The organism is Diaphorobacter caeni, from assembly GCF_015354245.1.
GTDB lineage: Bacteria > Pseudomonadota > Gammaproteobacteria > Burkholderiales > Burkholderiaceae_C > Diaphorobacter_A > Diaphorobacter_A caeni.
In genome coordinates this window covers 39,982-59,425 of sequence record NZ_JADKYZ010000014.1, presented here as the reverse complement: position 1 = coordinate 59,425, position 19,444 = coordinate 39,982, and the positions used below count along the sequence as shown (strand labels likewise).

The 19,444-nt window shown below is 62.9% G+C and carries 19 protein-coding genes; 11 read left to right on the top strand and 8 right to left on the bottom strand.

Translation table 11 applies throughout. The features are described 5' to 3' along the window. Window positions 1-158 precede the first annotated feature (158 nt). Together ISG32_RS25885 and ISG32_RS25880 are read left to right on the top strand one after the other, a co-directional pair. Window positions 159-473, top strand: a complete 315-nt coding sequence (locus tag ISG32_RS25885; protein WP_194773895.1) for a DUF3579 domain-containing protein — start codon at window positions 159-161, stop codon at window positions 471-473. A gap of 226 nt (window positions 474-699) precedes the next feature. Next, the gene (locus ISG32_RS25880) at window positions 700-1,299 is read left to right on the top strand and encodes a nitroreductase family protein (RefSeq protein ID WP_194773894.1); all 600 of its coding nucleotides are present in this window, start codon (window positions 700-702) and stop codon (window positions 1,297-1,299) included. Window positions 1,300-1,463: 164 nt separating this feature from the next. Here ISG32_RS25880 and rpsT read toward each other — a convergent pair whose 3' ends face one another. Beyond that, the gene (rpsT, locus tag ISG32_RS25875) at window positions 1,464-1,766 is read right to left on the bottom strand and encodes a 30S ribosomal protein S20 (protein ID WP_194773916.1); all 303 of its coding nucleotides are present in this window, start codon (window positions 1,764-1,766) and stop codon (window positions 1,464-1,466) included. A gap of 691 nt (window positions 1,767-2,457) precedes the next feature. On the opposite strand from rpsT, the gene murJ reads away from it, so the two are divergent. The 4 genes from murJ (at window position 2,458) to ISG32_RS25855 (ending at window position 8,938) form a co-directional block, all read left to right on the top strand. After that, window positions 2,458-4,023: a murein biosynthesis integral membrane protein MurJ gene (gene murJ / locus ISG32_RS25870; RefSeq protein WP_194773893.1), complete on the top strand. Its 1,566-nt coding sequence runs from the start codon at window positions 2,458-2,460 to the stop codon at window positions 4,021-4,023. A 119-nt stretch (window positions 4,024-4,142) separates the two neighbouring features. Continuing rightward, the gene (locus ISG32_RS25865) at window positions 4,143-5,009 is read left to right on the top strand and encodes a SirB1 family protein (protein WP_194773892.1); all 867 of its coding nucleotides are present in this window, start codon (window positions 4,143-4,145) and stop codon (window positions 5,007-5,009) included. 182 nt (window positions 5,010-5,191) lie between these two features. Continuing rightward, a complete protein-coding gene (gene ppk2 / locus ISG32_RS25860) occupies window positions 5,192-6,106 on the top strand; it encodes a polyphosphate kinase 2 (protein ID WP_194773891.1) in 915 nt (304 codons plus the stop codon). Window positions 6,107-6,388: 282 nt separating this feature from the next. Next, the gene (locus tag ISG32_RS25855; protein ID WP_194773890.1) at window positions 6,389-8,938 is read left to right on the top strand and encodes an Ig-like domain-containing protein; all 2,550 of its coding nucleotides are present in this window, start codon (window positions 6,389-6,391) and stop codon (window positions 8,936-8,938) included. Between the two features lie 81 nt (window positions 8,939-9,019). On the opposite strand, the gene ISG32_RS25850 is transcribed toward ISG32_RS25855, so the two are convergent. The 4 genes from ISG32_RS25850 to ISG32_RS25835 form a co-directional block, all read right to left on the bottom strand. Continuing rightward, window positions 9,020-9,412, bottom strand: coding sequence for a universal stress protein (locus ISG32_RS25850; RefSeq protein WP_194773889.1), 393 nt, complete (start codon window positions 9,410-9,412; stop codon window positions 9,020-9,022). Between the two features lie 268 nt (window positions 9,413-9,680). Beyond that, window positions 9,681-10,781: an AI-2E family transporter gene (locus ISG32_RS25845; RefSeq protein ID WP_194773888.1), complete on the bottom strand. Its 1,101-nt coding sequence runs from the start codon at window positions 10,779-10,781 to the stop codon at window positions 9,681-9,683. A gap of 20 nt (window positions 10,782-10,801) precedes the next feature. Beyond that, window positions 10,802-11,851 carry a phosphoribosylformylglycinamidine cyclo-ligase gene (gene purM, locus ISG32_RS25840; protein WP_194773887.1) on the bottom strand — a complete coding sequence of 350 codons (1,050 nt, stop codon included), beginning with the start codon at window positions 11,849-11,851 and terminating at the stop codon, window positions 10,802-10,804. A gap of 300 nt (window positions 11,852-12,151) precedes the next feature. Then, window positions 12,152-12,292 (bottom strand): hypothetical protein, encoded by a 141-nt coding sequence (locus tag ISG32_RS25835; RefSeq protein ID WP_194773886.1) that lies wholly within the window; start codon window positions 12,290-12,292, stop codon window positions 12,152-12,154. A gap of 93 nt (window positions 12,293-12,385) precedes the next feature. Here ISG32_RS25835 and hda point away from each other — a divergent pair, with 93 nt between their 5' ends. The 4 genes from hda to folK are packed head-to-tail and all read left to right on the top strand — an operon-like array spanning window position 12,386 to window position 15,971. Then, window positions 12,386-13,081, top strand: a complete 696-nt coding sequence (hda, locus tag ISG32_RS25830) for a DnaA regulatory inactivator Hda (protein WP_194773915.1) — start codon at window positions 12,386-12,388, stop codon at window positions 13,079-13,081. 54 nt (window positions 13,082-13,135) lie between these two features. After that, window positions 13,136-13,837: an HAD family hydrolase gene (locus ISG32_RS25825; RefSeq protein ID WP_194773885.1), complete on the top strand. Its 702-nt coding sequence runs from the start codon at window positions 13,136-13,138 to the stop codon at window positions 13,835-13,837. Beyond that, window positions 13,834-15,465, top strand: coding sequence for a polynucleotide adenylyltransferase PcnB (gene pcnB, locus ISG32_RS25820; protein ID WP_194773884.1), 1,632 nt, complete (start codon window positions 13,834-13,836; stop codon window positions 15,463-15,465). The genes ISG32_RS25825 and pcnB overlap by 4 nt, the downstream gene beginning before the upstream one ends. Then, window positions 15,462-15,971, top strand: coding sequence for a 2-amino-4-hydroxy-6-hydroxymethyldihydropteridine diphosphokinase (gene folK / locus ISG32_RS25815; RefSeq protein WP_194773883.1), 510 nt, complete (start codon window positions 15,462-15,464; stop codon window positions 15,969-15,971). Before pcnB ends, folK begins: the two co-directional genes overlap by 4 nt. A gap of 41 nt (window positions 15,972-16,012) precedes the next feature. Here the strand turns inward: folK and ISG32_RS25810 are convergent, their stop codons facing one another. Continuing rightward, a complete protein-coding gene (locus ISG32_RS25810) occupies window positions 16,013-16,573 on the bottom strand; it encodes an SMI1/KNR4 family protein (RefSeq protein ID WP_194773882.1) in 561 nt (186 codons plus the stop codon). A 136-nt stretch (window positions 16,574-16,709) separates the two neighbouring features. Next, a complete protein-coding gene (locus ISG32_RS25805) occupies window positions 16,710-17,687 on the bottom strand; it encodes a Bug family tripartite tricarboxylate transporter substrate binding protein (RefSeq protein ID WP_194773881.1) in 978 nt (325 codons plus the stop codon). A gap of 176 nt (window positions 17,688-17,863) precedes the next feature. Between ISG32_RS25805 and ISG32_RS25800 the strand changes: the two genes are divergently transcribed. Next, window positions 17,864-18,214 carry a four-helix bundle copper-binding protein gene (locus ISG32_RS25800; RefSeq protein WP_194773880.1) on the top strand — a complete coding sequence of 117 codons (351 nt, stop codon included), beginning with the start codon at window positions 17,864-17,866 and terminating at the stop codon, window positions 18,212-18,214. Between the two features lie 78 nt (window positions 18,215-18,292). Here the strand turns inward: ISG32_RS25800 and ISG32_RS25795 are convergent, their stop codons facing one another. After that, window positions 18,293-19,351: a CDP-6-deoxy-delta-3,4-glucoseen reductase gene (locus tag ISG32_RS25795; protein WP_194773879.1), complete on the bottom strand. Its 1,059-nt coding sequence runs from the start codon at window positions 19,349-19,351 to the stop codon at window positions 18,293-18,295. Window positions 19,352-19,444: the final 93 nt, after the last annotated feature.

Genomic DNA, 19,444 nt, shown 5'->3' with positions numbered 1-19,444 from the left:
TCCAATGCGCACGGAAATGCATCAATCGCATAACATCATGCGCTGAATTTATCGAAAAAGCGGGTTGCGGGGCCATTCGGTCTTGTCTCTTATATAAGAGTTAGAATCGGACCCCGTGGCGCACGATGCCATGACTCACTATTCACGACGCCTCACAGATGGTTTCTCCCGACGCAAAAGAAGTATTCATACAAGGTATCACCCAGGAAGGGCGAACCTTCCGCCCCAGTGACTGGGCGGAGCGACTGGCGGGGGTCATGAGTCAATTCCGGCCCGGTGGCGCAAGCCCCGGCAGCCATCTGAGCTACTCGCCCTGGTGCATTCCCACCAGCATGAACGGCGTGAAATGCGTGGTGGTCAACCGCGAACTGCAGAAGTACGAGCCGATGGCGTGGGACTTCGTTCTCAATTTCGCCAAAGACAACAATCTGCAGATAGCCGAAGCCTGCCTGCTTCCAGATCCCAAGGCCTGAATCCCAGGCCTTTTTCTTTGGAGAGGCGCGCATCGGATGCACATGGCAATTTCGATTGTCTGCAGTGCATGAATGGCTCACCCCTATGGGGTATCCGGGTAACGTGGCGCCGGATCCGCGGGCGGCGGTGGCTGCAATAGACTGGGACGAACGCCACTGGGGAGCTCCGCCGCGAAGGCATGTGTCGACGACCCCGGTGGCGTGAATTCACCACTTTCTTCAAGACATGACCAGCAACGCAATCTCTCTCTTCACCAAGCGCCGCACGCAATACGCCCTCGGCAAGAACCTCCCCATCTCCGTCGAACAGGCCGAAGCCCTGATCCGCGAGGCCGTGCGTCAGGCGCCTTCGTCCTTCAATTCGCAAAGCTCGCGCGTCGTGATCCTGTTTGGCGTGGCACACGAAAAGCTCTGGAACATCACCCGCGAAACCCTGCGCCCCATGGTGCCGGCCGACGCCTTCGTCAAGACCGACGCCAAGATGGACAGCTTTGCCGCTGGCGCAGGCACGGTGCTGTTCTTCGAAGACCAGGCCGTGGTGCAGAAACTGCAGCAGGACTTCGCGCTCTACGCCGACAAGTTCCCGATGTTCTCGGAGCACTCCGCCGGCATGGCCCAGTTCGCCGTCTGGACCGCGCTGGCCGAGGCTGGCATCGGCGCCAGCCTGCAGCACTACTCGCCGGTGATCGACGCCGAGGTGACCCGCACGTGGGAGCTGCCCGCTTCGTGGGCCCTGCGCGCGCAGATGCCTTTCGGCTCGAACGAAGCGCCATTCGGCGAAAAGGCATTCATCGCCGACGAGACACGTTTCCGCGTTTATCGCTGAGCCTGAGGTTCCTCTTTGCTGCCCGCTCCGGTTATGAAGTGAAAACCGCGCGGGCACAAAAAAACCGCCTTGCGGCGGTTTTTTCGTTTGCTGACAGCGCACCCGTTACAAACGGCGGGTCATTTCCAATTGGACAATCACCCGGGCTGTTTGCCTGAAGAGAGTCAGGCGGCTGCTGTTGCCAGGGCCTTGACCTTGGCGGACAGACGGCTCTTGTCGCGAGCTGCCTTGTTCTTGTGGAAGATGCCCTTGTCGGCGATCGTGTCCAGCACGGATTGAGCCTTGGCGAACAGTTCGGTTGCCTTGGTCTTGTCGCCAGCCAGAACAGCCTTTTCGACGTTCTTGACAGCGGTACGGTACTTCGAACGCAGCGAAGTGTTGGCTGCGTTCAGCTTGACGTTCTGGCGTGCGCGCTTGCGGCCGGACGCCAGACGGGGGTTCTTTTTCTTAGGCTTAGATGCCATGATGTAGTTTCCTTGTGTTCGAGGATGATGTCAGCAAAGCCGAGCATTATAGCCTGGAAATTCTTTGTTTGATGGGGTGATCGTTTGGAGGTGCCAATACAGCCCCTCATGCGTCGTTGCGAAGCCTTGCCGTACGAGAGTACTGTCTGCGGCTTCGCGTCTAGCTTGAGAGCGTGCTGACGATCTCCACACGGTCTTGCAGGCGCGGCCTCGGGCGGTCTGCCGCGTTGCAAATCCTCGCAATAGCACAAGCTATTGCTGCGGTTTGCGCCTTGCAGCCCATCCCGATCCGCATCCTGCAAGCCTCGCGTCGAGATCGTCAACACGCTCTGAGGGGCTGTCTTGGCATTGGGGTCAACAGACCGGCGGCCCGCTGGGCTTCGCAGGCTCGCTCCAGCTGACGCAGAGGGCTCGCTAGTGCGAGCCCGGCACGAGCGCAGCGATGTGCCGAAAACACCTCTTCCCAACTGATTTCCGGCGGTTGTTCGAGCGCAGCGCGCAGCGCGAAGTCGAGTTCTGCCGGAGGTATTGAAGCGCGTTTTTGGTGACTTTTTGCGCGCGAGCAAAAAGTTACTCCGCCGCCGGGCGGAACTCCCGGCCTCTGCCCTCAATAAAGCAACGCGCCCAGCGGTAATCCCGAAGCGCGAAAAATATTTTCGCCGGACCCCTCCGGCCAACGCATACACTGCCCTCCGTGTCACTGTTCAAAGCCGCCTCCACCGTCTCCTTGCTGACCCTCGCCTCCCGAGTCCTCGGGCTGGTCCGCGATCTGCTCATGGCCTCCATGTTCGGGGCCAACGTCATGACCGACGCGTTCAACGTGGCGTTCCGCATTCCCAATCTGTTCCGGCGACTGTTCGCCGAGGGCGCGTTCAGTCAGGCCTTCGTGCCGGTGCTCGCCACGCACAAGGCGCAGCACGGGGACGAGTCGACGCACACGCTGATCACCCATGTGGCGACGGTGCTGTTCTGGACACTGCTGGTCACCTGCATTCTGGGCGTGGTCGGCGCGCCGGTGCTGGTCTGGCTGCTCGCCAGCGGGCTGCGCACCTCGCCGGGCGGCATGGATGCGGCGGTGGTGATGACGCGCTGGATGTTCCCCTACATTGGCTTCATGTCGCTGGTGGCGCTGTCGGCAGGGGTGCTGAACACCTGGCGCCGGTTCGCCGTGTCGGCGCTCACGCCGGTGCTGCTCAACGTGAGCATGATCGCTGCGGCCGTGATCGGCGCGCCGCTGTTCAAGCGCCATGGCATCGAGCCGATCTACGCGATGGTGGCGGGCGTGATGATCGGCGGCATTCTGCAGCTCGCAGTGCAGATTCCGGCGCTCTCGCGACTGGGGCTGATGCCGCGCATCGGCATGGGATTCAAGAGCATCCGTGAGGCGTTCGCCGATGCGGGCGTGCACCGCATTCTCAAGCTCATGGGGCCGGCGCTGCTGGGCGTGGGCGTGGCGCAGATTTCGCTGATGATCAACACCCAGATCGCCTCCTATCTGGAGCAGGGCAGCGTGACCTGGCTCTTCTACGCCGACCGTCTGATGGAGTTCCCGACCGCGCTGCTGGGCGTGGCGCTGGGCGTGGTGCTCACCTCGCAGCTTGCCATCGCCAAGGCGAGCGGCGATGCCGAGCGCTATTCGGGCATGCTCGACTGGGGGCTGCGCATCGTGGTGCTGCTGAGCGTGCCCTGCGCGATGGGTCTGCTGCTCTTCGCCAAGCCGCTGGTGGCGACGCTGTTCCACTACGGCGCGCTGACGGACCGCGACGTGCAGCAGGTCACCCTCGCGCTGCAGGGCTATGGCGTCGGCCTGCTGGGGCTGGTCGCGGTGAAGGTGCTTGCGCCGGGCTACTACGCCTCGCAGGACATCCGCACGCCGGTGAAGATCGCCATCGCCGTGCTGGTGATCACGCAACTGCTCAATCTGCTGTTCGTGCCCCGCTTCGCGCATGCGGGGCTGGCGCTGTCGATCGGTCTGGGAGCGCTGGTCAACGCGCTCTGGCTGCTCGTGGGGCTGCTGCGTCGCGGCAGCTTCCAGCCGCGTCCGGGCTGGCGCAAGTTCCTGTTGCAGGTCTTCGCAGCCAGCGCGCTGCTGGCGGCTTTTCTATGGTGGGGCAGTCAGCATTTCGACTGGATCGCGCTGCGCGCTCACGCAATGTGGCGTGTTGGCCTACTGGCGGCGCTGTTGATTGGTTCTATCGTGGTGTACTTCGGCGCGCTCTGGGCTGTCAGAATGAATCTGCGGCAGATTTTGCGCAGATAATCTTCTCGACAGTGTGGAGGTCCCGCTTTTGATGAAGAGGCCGGAGTTTTCGTATCGGATGGAACCGGACACGGTGTTTTCGACACCAACACCCATGTCCAGTAGCTGAGGGAAGACCTATGTCACTGCAATTCAATGTTCCCACTCCGCTGGAATACTTTGCAAGCCTCGTGCGGGAAGGCGGCAATCAGCAGGAAACCATTCCGCTGCTCGAGGCGGCGGCCTGCATCGCGCAGGATGCCTATCCGCTGCTCGACGTGCAGCAGGTGCTCGACGAGGTGGATCAGCTTCAGGTGCGTCTCGCGCGCACCATCGAGCCGTCCGCCGAACCCATGCGCAGGCTCACCGCGCTCAACCAGTTCTTCTTCAGCGATCTGGGGTTCAGCGGCAATCTCAACAACTACTACGACACGGACAACAGCTACCTGAACGTGGTGCTGCGCTCGCGGCGCGGCATTCCGATCTCGCTGGCCGTGCTGTGGCTTGAGTTGGCGCAAAGCGTCAACCTGCGAGCCCACGGCATCTCGTTCCCCGGACATTTCCTCGTCAAGGTGCAACTGCCCGAGGGGCAGGTGGTGATCGATCCGACCAGCGGCCGCTCCCTCTCGCGCGAGGATCTGAGCGAGCGGCTCGAGACCTTCGTGGTGGACAGCCGCAACGCCTCCGATGGCAGTCTGCGCGATCTGGCCGAGTACCTGCGCTCGGCCTCGCCACGCCAGATTCTGGTGCGCATGCTGCGCAATCTGAAGGAAATCCACCGCGCCGAGGGGGACTGGCAGCGCCTGATCGACGTGCAAAGCCGCCTGATCGCGCTCTTGCCCGAGGCGTGGAGCGAATGGCGCGACCGGGGCTTTGCGCACGTGGAGCGTGGCCACATGGTGGATGCCATCAGCGATCTGGAGACCTATCTGGCGCACGAGGGCGAATCGGTGGATGCCGAGGCGATCCAGGAGCTGCTGCTGCGTCTGCGCGAATCTCAGAGCTGAGCTGAGCTGAGCGGAGTGGAGTGGAGTGGAGTGGAGTGGAGTGGAGCATTCCCGTTTTCATCGGGGTGCGGAGCAAGTCTGCGGCGTGACGACGCATGATCCGTCACGGGTTCGTCATTGATCTGTCATGGGGTTGTCACGCGGGCGGGTCATCATCGTTGCGTGTTTGTAGGTCATCTCCTATGTTTCAAAATTCCGCACTAGACCCTCAGCATTTCATGCAGCGCATGGCTGACGACCTCATGGACAGCTATGACGAAGAGCTCGAGCAGGAAATCGACGACCGCTACGTGGACGAGAACGGCGAGCGTCTGCTCGTCGACAGCTCCTCGCGCCGCGACTATTTCAAGAACCTGTTCCATCTGCAGGGCGAGCTCGTCAAGCTGCAGGACTGGGTGCAGCAGTCGCGCGAGAAGATCGTCATCCTCTTCGAAGGCCGCGACGCTGCGGGCAAGGGCGGCGTGATCAAGCGCATCACCCAACGTCTGAATCCGCGCGTGGCCCGCGTGGCCGCGCTGCCCGCGCCCAACGACCGTGAGCGCACGCAGTGGTACTTTCAGCGCTATGTGTCGCACCTGCCCGCAGCCGGAGAGATGGTGCTGTTCGACCGCAGCTGGTACAACCGCGCTGGCGTCGAGCATGTCATGGGCTTCTGCACCGAAGACGAGTACGAGGAGTTCTTCCGAAGCGTGCCCGAATTCGAGAAGATGCTCGTGCGCTCGGGCATCCGCGTCATCAAGTACTGGTTCTCGATCACCGACGAGGAGCAGCATCTGCGCTTTCTCGGCCGCATCCACGATCCGCTCAAGCAGTGGAAGCTCAGCCCCATGGACCTGCAAAGCCGCGTGCGCTGGGAGGAATACACCAAGGCCAAGGAGGTGATGCTGGAGCGCACCCACATTCCCGAGGCGCCATGGTGGGTGGTGCCAGCGGACGACAAGAAAAAGGCGCGCCTGAACTGCATCTCGCACCTGCTCAGCCAGATGCCCTACCAGGATGTGCCGCACCCCGAGGTCGTGCTGCCCGCGCGCGTGCGCAATCCGGACTATTTCCGCCAACCGGTGCCGGAGAACCTGATCGTTCCGCAGATTTTCTGATCGCGGATTCACGCTGCAGCCAGCATGCATGCTGCATGCGGTTTTCACCAGCCTCGCGAGGAGTTTTCGCGGGGCTTTTTGCTTTTGGAGCGCGCGGATCAGGTGCTCGATGGATACGCGTGGCCTGTCAAATTTCGCAAATCGCGCTAATTATTTCTGTGATTTAATAGTTTCTACCCATAATCAGGGGCTTCAGCAACTCGCGCGTCCCTGACATGTCTCCGGCATGGGGGCTGCGGCGTCGATGCGCGGTCTCATGAAAATCCGGAAAGCGAGCAAGGTATGGCGGGTTGGAAAAAGCCACTGGCGGGTCTGTGCGGTTGGGGACTGGGGCTCGGGCTCGTGCTGTCGATGCCGGCCCATGCGGCGGACGTCTTCGTGCTCAAGACCGACTCCGGTGGCATCAAGTCGAATCTGCACGTCATCCCTCTCAGCAATGCCTCGCCGCCCGCTTTGAGATCCGGCAGCCAGGTCAGCATCAACACCATCACCTTCCGGAAGAATCTTGCGGACGTCACGCCGATGGCTGCGGTCTATGTCGACGGTCTCGCGCTGACGGGCAAGGGAGTCAACAAGGGCAAGCTGTTTGCGTTCGTCCATCCCAACATGACGGGGACGGGCAATGGAAGCTCCACGGGAGGCAATGCGAGCAAGGTGGGCGCGATTCTGGTCACGCTCACGCCGAGCGAAGCGGCGTCCGGCAAACTCGAGGCCAAGCGTGTGGGTGAGGGCGTGATGCGTGCCGATGCGTTGATGACCGGTGCCGGCTTTGATATGTCAGGCAATCTTTGGGCGCTGAATCACTTCAAGGGCACGCTTGAGCAGATCGCTTTGGAGGACAGCGGCGCGGTGAAGGCCGGGACGGCGCTGAAGTCATTACCGGTGGTGATTGACCCAGCCTCGACGACTCCGGTCTATCCCAATACCAGTTACCCTGAAGGCAGCTCTTTGGGGGACATCGCCTTCGACCTGGATGGCAAGGCCTACCTGTCCGGGTACACGGGTGCTACAGGAGCTGACAGGGTTCGCGAATTGGAGATCGGTTCCGACAGGGCGGTGCTGAAGGCGAGCACTTCCGCGCTGACCAATCAGCAATACGGCGGGCTTGGGTTCTACAGAGACAACGAAGGCTTGATCGTCAATGCATCTGGGGGCGACAAACTGGTGCATTTCAGCAACTACAAGCCGGGCTGGGTCGGTGCGGATCTGCATACGGTGATAGCGAATCTGACCACGTCAGTGAGCCCCAATTCCGGAGCGACGGATCTCGCTTCCCTTCCCAATCGTGCATTGGCAGTGAACGATGGTCCATTCACGGTCATCCCGGGCTCGAGTCCCCTCCCGATCGACGTGCTGGTCAATGACAGCAACGTGCAAGAAGAAGACATGCTGGTGAAGGCGATTCCCACCGCACCGACGAAGGGCACGGCCAGCATTGCAACCGATGGCAAGAGCATCACCTATGTGGCCCATGTCAACGCGACGGGGACGGACAGTTTCACGTACCAGATGTGCTCCGTCGTGACGGAGGTCTGCGCGACGGCCACCGTGAGTATCGTTTTCCCACCACCGCCGGATGTCTCGCTGTTGTGCAGCCCGCTGACGTTGACCGACAGCACGGGACAGTTCGCGACCTGTACCGTGACATCGAGCGCGCCCGCACCCGCCGCGGGCTTGCCGCTCGATCTGACGCTGCCAGCGGCGCTGACCACCTCCCGCTATGACGCAAGCGGCTGCACGGCGTTGCAGCTCATTCCCGCCGGGGAGCGCAGTGCGAGTTGCCAGGTCAACGCGACGCCCAACACGGATCCGTGGGATGGCAATGTCAGCATGGCCGCGATCACACTGAATGCGCCGGCGGCGACGGCCTTTCAATATGTGGTCGCGGGCCCCGCGTCCAGCGGCCCCATTGAGGTGAACAACGACGACGCGCCGCCTGCATTGACTCTGGCGTGCTTGCCAACGGTACTTTTTGACAGGTCAGCTCAGCAAGCCATCTGCACGGTGACCTCGCCGATCGCCGCTCCGGCATCGGGGCTGAGCGTCAATGTCGCCGCCAGTTCAGATCCGCGCTATGCGACCACATGCAATGGCACGTTGCTCATCGCACCCGGCGCTTTCACACAGACCTGCGAACTCACGGCGGCAGCCAACAACGATCCGTGGGACGGCTCCGTCAACGCGCAGGTGAGCGTGCTGCCGCCTTCTGCGGGCGCTCCAGCCTATGCGGTCGGTTCCGGGCCGGCGTCCGTGGCCATTCAGAACGATGACTCCGCCAATGTCAGCGTGGCGTGCACGCCAGCGACGATCAACGACTCGACGGACCAGCAGTCGATCTGCACGATCACGTCATCATCGCCCGCACCGGCAGGCGATTTGAAGGTCAGCCTGGCGATTGCCGATCTGCTGATTCCTGCGAAAACAGCGGCGGTGAAGTCTCAGTCGTCCGGGAAAGTGACCGTGAGCAAGGCGGGAGCTGCGGATCGCTATGACGCTTCGGCCTGCGCCCAGCCGCAGGTGATTGCGGAAGGCGCAACCTCGACAAGCTGCGTGCTCATGGCCGTTGCGAACGATGTGGCTGGGGACGGCTCGGTGGAGATCACGCTGACGGTGCAGGCTCCTGCTGCGGGTGATGCGGCCTTCACTGCGGACGCGACGCCCGCCAAGGTGACGGTGCTCGATGATGACAAGGCCGCGCCGCCCGTTGGCGATGCGCAGCCCGTGCCGACCTTGGGTGAGTTCGCTCTTGGGGCGCTGGCGCTGCTGATGCTGGCGTGCGGCATGCGCTCGGCGCGGCGTGTCCGAACGCAGGAATCACGCGTCGATCGGTGATGCGGGTGTCCCGCGATGCAAAAAAGGGCCGCTGGTTTGAACAGCGGCCCTTTTTTCATGGGAGCGACGAAGACTGGAGGATCAACCCGCCTTCACGCACAGCACCGGGCAGTCCACGTTCATCAGGATTTCCTGGGCCATGCTGCCCAGCAGCAGCTTGCCGACGGCGGTGCGCTTGCGCAGACCGATGACCAGCACGGAGACGTTCAGCTCCGTCACCAGCGATTCGATTTCGTCGATGGCGCTCTTGCCGCGCACGAACTGCTTGAACTCGGCCTTGATGCCCAGCGAGGCGAGGCGCTCTTCCACGCGCTCAGCCTCGTAGCCGCTGATCAGCGCGGGGTCTTCCTGATGGCCACCGGGGCCGGCGTTCACGACCACGAGCGGCTCGTTGCGGCGGGTGGCGATTTCAATGCCCTTGTCGAGGGCGGCGCGGCCTTCGGGGCGCGCGACATAGGCAACCAGAATGGTCATGCAGAGTCTCCAATCTCACTACGTTTCGAAAAAATGCAGCTGTCTCGATGATGGATTGCGTGGAGACTTCGGCTTCTTCAAGGCGAGTTGCTCGAAGTCCACGTCCGGCATCCAGCATAGCCGAAGCTTGCACCAAAGTGGGGGATGGAGGTCTCGTTTTGGGGATGGCGCATCACCGGATTGACGTTTGTCAATCGATGATGCGCGAGAGATTGATGCCGTCGCTGGTACTCATTTGACAAGTGTGCGAGCACATACTTTTCGAAATCTAGACCAGGTGCGACGCTTCCAGCTCTTTCTTCAGATAGGCATAGAAGAGCGGTGCGGCGACGAGGCCCGAGGGGCCGAAGATGGCCTCGGCCACGAACATCACCGCCAGCAGTTCCCAGACGCCCATGTGGGTGCGCGTGCCGACGACCTTGGCGTTGATGACGTATTCGGCCTTGTGGATGAGGATGAGGAACAGCAGGCAGGCGGCGGCTGCAGCCGGGGAGACCGACAGGCCGACCAGCGTGATCACCGCGTTGCACAGCAGATTGCCGACGATGGGAATCAGGCCGGCGAAGAAGGTCAGCGTGATGAGCGCAGGGGTGTAGGGCAGCTTGAGGCCCCAGACCGGCAGGATGGCGAGCAGGAACAGCGCCGTGAGCACGGTGTTGAACGAGGCGATCCAGAACTGCGCCGCGACGATCTGGCGGAAGGCTTCGCCGAACAGGGTGATGCGCTTGATCAGTTGCACGGCCAGCGGGCCACGGTGGTTGCTGATGTGGCGCACGGCGGCCAGCGTGCCGATGATCAGACCCACATACGCATAGAGCAGGCCGGTGAGCCACGCGCGGCCGGCCATGGCGAGCGCTCCAGCCTTGGCTCCGAGGTAGGCGGCCATGACCTTCTGAAGTTCTTCCGCGCCGGCGGGCAGCATCGCGCCGAGGTCGGCGGGCAGCTTCTGGCGCAGCTCCAGCACCGTGTCAGCCAGAAAATCCAGCAGTTCCTTGTATTGCTGCGGGGCGTCGACGATGTAGGTGCGCGAGTGCGAAAGCGCCAGCGCCACCAGCACCATGGGCGCAAGGATCACCAGCGTGGCCGCGAGGCCGGGCCCGAATCCGACCTTGCCGGGCTTGCGCGGAAAGCGCCTGCGCAGCCAGGTGAATTTGACCGCCAGCCAGCGTGTGGCGAGAAAGCCCAGGCAGACGCTGAGCAGGCCAGGCAGCAGGCTGTAGTGCAGAACCAGAAAGAGCATGGCGGCCATCAGCAGATAGCTCGCCACCTTCACACCGCGAAAGGGCTTGGGCCCGTTCCCGTGGTGGTGCGGGTGCTCCGGTGGGTGCTGTTGTTCTGGCTGAACGGGCGCAGGCGACGCGGTTTCCATGGATCTCCGCGCTTGATGGTTTAAGCGACGACGACTGCTGCGCCTTCACCGCGCTCGGCGATGACGCCGATGCGGTGCACGCTTTCGCCCAGCGAGGCGAGGGTGGCGGCTGTGGCGTCCGCCGCTTCGGCGGGCACCACGACGACCATGCCGATGCCGTTGTTGAACGTGCGGTTCATCTCGATGTCGTCAATGCCGGCGGTCTTCTGCAGCCAGGCGAAGAGTTCGGTTTGGGGCCAGCTGCCGGCCTTGAGGTGCGCGGCCGTGCCTTCGGGCAGCACGCGCGGAATGTTTTCGAGCAGACCGCCGCCGGTGATGTGGGCGAGGGCCTTGATCGGGTGCTGCTCCAGCGCGGCCAGCACGTTCTTCACGTACAGGCGCGTGGGCTCCATGACGGTTTGCTTGAACGGCTTGCCGTCCAGCGTCTCGGGGATGGTGCCATTGGCTTCCGCGCGGTCGATGCACTTGCGCACCAGCGAGAAACCGTTGGAGTGCACGCCGGACGACGCGAGGCCCAGCACCACGTCGCCGGGCTTGACGCTCTGGCCGGTGAGGATCTTCGACTTTTCGACCGCGCCGACGGCAAAGCCGGCCAGATCGTATTCGCCATCGGGGTACATGCCGGGCATTTCGGCGGTTTCGCCGCCGATCAGCGCGCAGCCGGAGAGCTCGCAGCCCCGGGCGATGCCGCCCACCACGGCGGCGGCCGTGTCCACATGCAGCTTGCCGCAGGCGAAGTAGTCAAGGAAGAACAGCGGCTCGGCGCCTTGCACCAGCACGTCGTTCACGCTCATCGCGACCAGATCGATGCCGACCGTGTCGTGCATGTTCCACTCGAACGCCAGCTTGAGCTTGGTGCCCACGCCGTCGGTGCCGGAGACCAGCACTGGTTCCTTGTAGCGCTTGGGCACCTCGAACAGTGCGCCGAAGCCGCCGATACCGGCCATCACCCCTTCGCGCATGGTCTTTTTGGCGAGCGGCTTGATGCGTTCGACCAGTGCGTCGCCCGCGTCGATGTCAACGCCTGCGTCTTTGTAGGAAATGGGGGTGGAAGGTGTGGAGGAACTCATGGAAGGCAATTCAGGGTGCGGAAAGCCCGCGAGGCAGGCAGAACTTTGGCGATTTTAAGGGCTAGCCTCGAATTGCCGGGAATACCGCGCAAGATCGCACTGGCATAGTCCGGCAATACCGATGTTTTTTTGTTGCGGTGATGCCTTTGGCTTCGACTGGCTGTTCGTTGGGGGCTGTCTTGCGGGCTGTGATGCGGGCCCTCATGCGCCGTTGATCAAGCGTCGCGTCCGCAGCGTTGGCCCCCTGATGGGGCGGGTGCGTGACGGGAGTTTTTCTCGCGTTTCTCTCGCAATTTCACCTCATGAAAGGACAGTGCCTCTCAAGGCACTAAAATCAACGGGTTCCCGCCTGCTGTTCATGCTGGCCGTGCCGGTTTCGTTGGCGTCGCGATGCATTGCGATGCGGATGGCCGGCTGGTTGGCTCCAGATGCTTGTTCCATGCCATTCTTCATTTCGAAGTCCGTTGTTCCTGTCGCCCCCAATGCCGGCCTTCGGCCGTGCGTCTGCGCGCCCGTGGCGAGCGAGGTGACTGCGTGAAGCAACTGGCGCTGGATATCGGCTGGGCTCCCGGACCCACTCTGGATCGATTTTTCGTCGGCACCAATCAGGAGGCGCTTGCGCATCTGAAGCTGTCGATTGGCTCTGGCCACCACTATGTGCGTTCGCCGGTTCCCACTTATCTCTGGGGTGAATCGGGCTGCGGCAAGACCCATCTGTTGCGTGCAGCCTACGAAGGCCTGCGCGAGCAGGGGCAATCGGTGGGCTGGCTCGACGCGTCGGTCAGCGATCCAGCCGCGTTCAGCGAGCGCTGGGTGGCGGTGATCATGGACGAGGTCCATCTCTACAACAGCAAGCAGCAGGCCGCTGCCTTCAACTGGTTCATCAATGCGCTGAACCCGGCGGTGGGCAATCCGCGCTGGGTACTGGCGGCGGGCGATCTGCCGCCGGCCGATCTGCCGCTGCGCGATGATCTGCGCAGCCGTCTCGGCTGGGGCCATGTGTTCCAGCTGCATTTTCTGGACGAGACCGAGCGACGCAAGGTGCTGCGCCAGGAAGCCGACGCGCGCGGCGTGTTCCTCTCCGACGAGGTGATGGACTACATGCTCAAGCGGTTCTCGCGTGATCTGGGCAGCCTGATGCAACTGCTCGGGCAGCTCGACAGCTATTCGCTGCGCGAGAAGCGCGCCATCACGATTCCCCTGCTGAAGGACATGCTGCAGCACGAATGACCCGGTTGCCGCAGGTGCCACAAGCACCTCGGCACCATCAACATATCAAGAAGAATGAATCTCAAAACTTCGCAGCACAAGCCGCGATTGGCACTGTTCGATCTGGACCATACGCTGCTGCCGCTCGACTCCGACTTCGAGTGGGGCGAGTTCTCCATCCGCATCGGCTGGGCCGACAAGGAAGAGTTCGGCCGCCGCAACCAGGCGTTCTTCGACGACTATCTGGCCGGACGTCTGGACGTGCACGACTACGTGCGCTTCGCCACCGAGGCCGTGCGACTGCGCGGCGAGGCCGATGCGGCGCTCGCCCACGAGCGGTTCATGAATGAGGTGATCCGCCCGGCCATCCAGCCGGCGGCCACCGATCTGTTGCGCGCGCACCACGAAGCGGGCGACGAGATCGTGATGATCACCGCGACCAACGAATTCGTGACCGCGCCCATCGCCAAGGAACTGGGCGTGAAGAACCTGATCGCCGTGCAGTTGGCGCGCGACGAGAATGGCTGGATCACCGGCGAGATCGACGGCATTCCTTCCATGCGCGAGGGCAAGGTGCAGCGCATGGAGGCCTGGCTCAAGGAGCGAAACCTCGGCTGGACCGATGTGGAGTGCACGTTCTACAGTGATTCCATGAACGATGTGCCGCTTCTCGAAAAGGTCGAACATCCGGTGGCGACCAATCCCGACCCACGCCTTCGTGCACTCGCGCAGCAACGCGGCTGGCGCATTCTGGACCTGTTCCCCCAAGAGTCATGATCAAAACCTTCATCGACAAGCTGCTCGGCAAGACCAGTGGCGCCAGCCCGGCCAAGGCCAAGAACCGTTTTGGCAAGCGCGTGGATGTACCGGTGTCGGTGCACGGCATCGATCCTGAACTCGTCGACAAGCGCGCCACCGACGTGGTGCGCACGCTCAAGCAGGCGGGCTTCGAGGCCTACATCGTCGGCGGCGCCGTGCGCGATCTGCTGCTCGGCCTGCGCCCCAAGGACTTTGACGTGGCCACCAATGCCACGCCCGAGCAGGTCAAGGGCCTGTTCCGCCGCGCCTTCATCATCGGCAAGCGCTTTCGCATCGTGCACGTGGTGTATGGACGCGGGCGCGAGCATGAGGTGATCGAGGTCTCGACCTACCGCGCGTTCCTCGACAACTCCGCCGCCGAACAGGTCAGCGGCAACGAGAAGACCAGCAAGGCCCAGCTCGCCGGCATGCAGCATGCGGTGGACGCCAGCGGCCGTGTGCTGCGCGACAACGTCTGGGGTCCGCAGGACGAGGACGCCACGCGCCGCGACTTCACCGTGAACGCGATGTACTACGACCCGGAAACCCAGGTCGTGGTCGACTTCCACAAGGGCATCGAGGACGCCAAGAAGAAGGTGCTGCGCATGATCGGCGATCCGGCCATGCGCTACCGCGAAGACCCGGTGCGCATCATCCGTGCCGTGCGGTTTGCGGCCAAGCTCTCGCAGCTTGGCTTCAAGCTCGATCCCAAGACTGCCAAGCCACTGGTCGAATCCGAGCATCTGCTGCACGACGTGCCGCAGTCGCGCCTGTTCGACGAGATGCTCAAGCTGCTGCAGACCGGCCACGCGCTCGCGTCGGTTGCGCAGCTCAAGGCGCTGGGTCTCGCCAAGGGAATTTATCCGCTGCTCGACATCGTCGTTGAACGCGCCGATCACCCCTTCGTGCAGGCCGCGCTGCTGGATACCGACCGCCGCGTGGGCGAGGGCAAGACGGTGGCGCCGAGCTTCTTGCTCGCCTGCGTGCTGTGGCAGGACGTGAAGACCGGCTGGGAGCAGCGCATGCCGCGCCAGCAGCCGTTCCCCGCGCTGCAGGACGCCATCGACGACGTGTTCGACAAGCGCATCGGCGATGTCTCCGGTCGCGGCAAGCTCGCCGCCGACATGCGCGAGATCTGGGTCATGCAGCCGCGCTTCGACAAGCGCTCGGGCTCCACGCCGTATGGCATGGTCGCGCATCTGCGCTTCCGTGCGGGCTTCGACTTCCTGCGCCTGCGTGCCGACATTGGCGAGGTGGACGAACATCTGGCCGAATGGTGGCAGGAGTTCCAACACGCCGACGACGCCCGCCGCGACGACATGATGGAGCAGGCCCGCGAAGAGCAGCGTGCCAAGCAGCGCAAGGCCCAGCCGGCGGCCAAGCGCGCGCCCAAATCAGGCAATGCAGGCGGTGCACAAGGCGATGGCGCAGGCAGCAAGTCCAAGCCCAAGACCACCGCACCGCAGGAGCCGGAAGGCTCGTTCGAGCATGCGGAAATCGGCGATCCGCCAGCGTCCGCCGCCGCCAAGAAGCGCCGCCGCCGTCGCCGCAAGCCCGGCGGTGCCGCAGGCGAGGGCGCAGCTCCGTCGGGCGATGCGCAGGAATGACCGCTGAAAGGCAGACCGCCTGGATCGGCCTCGGCGCCAATCTGGGCGATGCCCGCGCCGCGCTCGCACAGGCCGTGCAAAGCATCGCCGCGCTGCCCGACACCGAGGTGGTGCGCGTCTCGTCGCTCTACGGCAGCGCGCCCGTGGATGCGACCGGCCCGGACTATCTGAACGCCGTCGCCGAAATCCGCACTGCGCTCTCTCCACTCGCACTGCTTGATGCCCTCCAGCAGATCGAACTCGACGCGGGCCGCGAGCGCCCCTATCGCAACGCACCGCGCACGCTTGACCTCGACATCGTGCGCTTTGCCGATCTGGTGATGAGCACCGACCGCCTTACGCTGCCGCATCCGCGCTGGCAGGAGCGGGCGTTCGTGCTGTGGCCGATGGCGGAGTTGATGGGCGCGCGTGTGATGGAGTCGTTATCTGCGATGCAAATGAGTCGGGTTACAGAGCAGCGAATTGAAAAACTGATGGATGCCAGTGACTGGTGTCCTACGCTGTAGAACGAGCCTTGCGTCGCATCACTTCAGGCTTAGGCTTAGGCTTAGGCTTTGGTCTTTCGTCCGGTATATTGCGCCAAAAAATCGGTAAAAGAATTTGCGACCTTCTTCACGTTGCCAAAGTGCTCGGAGCCGTTTTCCTCGGCTTCGAGTTCATGCAGCCAATAGAGTACAGCGCCAAAATCATCATTCCGAAGACTCAGCAGAAACACATCGCCGTTTGGGCTGCTGCCAATAGGCAAGCTTCTATCCGGAATTCGGTTCCTGTAGATGCCCATGAAGTTCAACACGTTGGCGTAAAACCTCAAATTGAACGACAGCGCGAGAAGATCGTTCACGACATAGATATGACCATCATTGCCGCGACACCGGGATGGATGAGGGCGGCCACCATTTTGGGTCTTTAGAAATTCGGCATAGTCCACTGGTATCTTGCCAACCAGCAGTTCCAGCTTGTCGATATCTTCAGGTGTCGCTGGCCGCAGTTGAAGCAGGCGTTCGAATTCCTTTTTCTGCGACTTGGAATAGCGGATGAAATGGGCCTGAGCAAAACGAAGCTGTTCTTCGGTAGGGCCCAATGGATGAAACACGACTTCAGTGGTCATACGGCATTGAATCAAACAAGCGTGTTGGTTCGGTCTGGATTTTCACGCATTGTCGAGCCCGAAGAAAAGCACCTGAACATGACTGTCGCAGGTGCTTTGTCTGTTTGTCGCCTGAAGCCTGAAACCAGTCAGCCGCTCAATCGACCTTCGCGCCCGAAGCCTTCACCAGTTTCTGGTACTTCGCACGTTCGGTGACCATGAATTGGTCGAACTGCTCAGGCGTGGTGGGAACGGGTTCGGCCATCAGCGTGGCGAACTTGGCCTTGGTTTCGGGTGACCTGAGGGCGTCGGTGAAGGCCTTGTTGAGCTTGTCGATCACGGCCTTGGGGGTGCCTGCGGGGGCGACGAGGCCCCACCAGGTGTCGATGGAGAAGCCCTTGAAGGTCTTGGACAGCGGGGGCACTCCGGGCAGCATCGGCGATTCTTCGAGCGATGTCACGGCCAGAGCCTTGAGCTTGCCGGCCTTGATGTTGGGGGCGGCGGCGGCGAGGTTGTCGATGTTGAAGTCCACCTCTCCGGCCAACAACGCGAGCTGGGCGGGGTTGGCTCCGCGGTACGGGATGTGCAGCGCGTAGATGCCCGCGCGCTGCTTGAACATTTCACCGGCGAGGTGGCCGGCGCTGCCGTTGCCGCCGCTGCCGTAGTTGAGCTTGGCGGGGTGGTTCTTGGCGTACTTGATCAGGTCATCGACCGAGTGGATGCCCAGCTTGTCGGCGTGCGTGGCGTTGATGACCAGCACGTTGGGCACGCGGACCATCTGGGTGATGCCCGCGAAATCCTTGTCCGCGTTGTAAGGCATCTTGCTGAACAGCCAGGGGTTGACGGCGTGGGTCGCGGTGGCGGCGAGACCGATGGTCAGCCCGTCGTGCGCGGCCTTGGCGACGATGTCGGCGCCGATGTTGCCGCCCGCGCCCGCCTTGTTGTCGACGACCACGACTCCCAGCGAGTCACGAACGCGCTCGGCCAGGATGCGCGAGGTGACGTCGAGTGGGCCGCCGGGGGCATAAGGGACGACGAGGCGAATGGGCGCATCCTCAGCGTGAGCGGCCAGCGGAGCTGTCAGGGCCATGAGGGTGGCGGCTGCAGTCGTAAGAAGAAGGTTTCTGCGGTTCATAGGTTGTCTATTGTGCAAAAAAATCTGATGGGAGGCTGGCAAGGCTTGTGACTTCCATACGCAGATTGCTGTCAAGTCCTACAGAACGAAGGATTCCCGTGTGCCTATAAAGAGGGCTGCGCTGCTGGCGCGCGAGATGCACATCGCCAGCGATCCGCCTGACGGAAAGGAGTGACATGCTGGACGCACCCACCTCACTGTCCGAGTCCCGTTACTGGGAATGCATCGCCGCCTGTTCGCGCTGCGCCCTGCTGTGCGACTTCTGTGCCGCGGCGTGCCTGCGCGACGTGCATGCGGAACACATGCTCAACTGCGTGGCGCAGGATGTCGAATGCGCGGAAATATGCCGAGTGGCCGCGGCCGCCATGGCGCGCGACAGCGCACATGTGTCGGCCATCTGCGAGCTGTGCGCGCGCATCTGCGAGGCCTGCGCGACCGAGTGCGAGAAGCACGAGTCAGATCATTGCCAGGACTGCGCGGAGAGCTGCCGCCACTGCGCCGAACTCTGCCGCGAACTCATCTCTTGAACAGGGGGCTCGCCTAGGGGGCTGAGCGCCCGTTTTATGGGCGGCCGATCGCGTGAAGCACCTTGGAGATGATGTCGTTCAAGCGTGCTTGTCGGCTTCCGACGTGAAGGCGTCGGCGAAGAATTCCTCTTCGGGCAGGCCGCGTTCGGCGGAGTATTGGCTGCGGGCCGAATCGACCACGATGGGGGCGCCGCAGGCATAGACCTGGTGACCCGAGAGGTCGGCGAAGTCTTCCATGACGGCCCTGTGCACGAAGCCGGTGCGGCCCGTCCATTGGTCTTCGGGCTCGGCGTTGGAGACCACCGGCACGTAGCTCAGCTGGGGCATCTCGGCCATGCGCTCGCGCACCCAGGCGTCCATGTAGAGGTCCGCCGGGCGACGTCCGCCCCAGTACAGCGTGATGGCACGCTTCGTGCCCTTGTGCTGCATGTGCTCGATCAGCGCCTTCACGGGCGCGAAGCCGGTGCCGGAGGCGAGCAGGATGATGGGCTTGTCGGAGTCTTCGCGCAGGAAGAAGCTGCCGAACGGGCCTTCGACGCGCAGGATTTCCTTTTCTTTCATCGCGCTGAAGACGTGGTCGGTGAACTTGCCGCCCGGCATGTGGCGGATGTGCAGTTCCACGCCCGGAGCGGTTTCCTGGAAGTGGGGCGCGGTGGCCATGGAGTAGGCCCGGCGAGCACCGTCGCGCAGGATGAACTCGATGTACTGGCCCGCGTGGTACCTGAACTGGTCGGCGGCGGGCAGTTGCAGGCGCACCTGCATCACGTCGTGCGACAGGCGGTTCAGCGCGGCCACGCGCACCGGCAGCTTCTTCACCGGGAAGGAGCTTTCGTCGGTGACCTGGCGCGATTCGAGCACCACGTCGGTCAGCGCGCGGGCGCTGCAGGTGAGGACGAAACCGGCTTCTTCCTCGGCTTGCGAGAGCGCCTTCTCGGCGTGCTCCTTGTGCACCACCGAGCCGCTGAGCTTCTTGCACTTGCACGAGCCGCACGAGCCATCCTTGCAGCTGTAGGGCAGGCCCACGCCGCCGCGGATGGCGGCGGTGAGGATGGTTTCGTCGCCCTGTGCGGAGAAGGTGCGCCCACTGGGCTGAACGTTGATCTGGAAGGTGGCGGCTGTGGTCTGCTCGCTCGTCATGTTGCGGGTATCCTTGGAGTTCTTTTGTCTGCTTTTCACGGGGCTGGCGCGCGCATCGCGGGGATGGTGCGGGCTGGCTCCCAAAGGTATCGA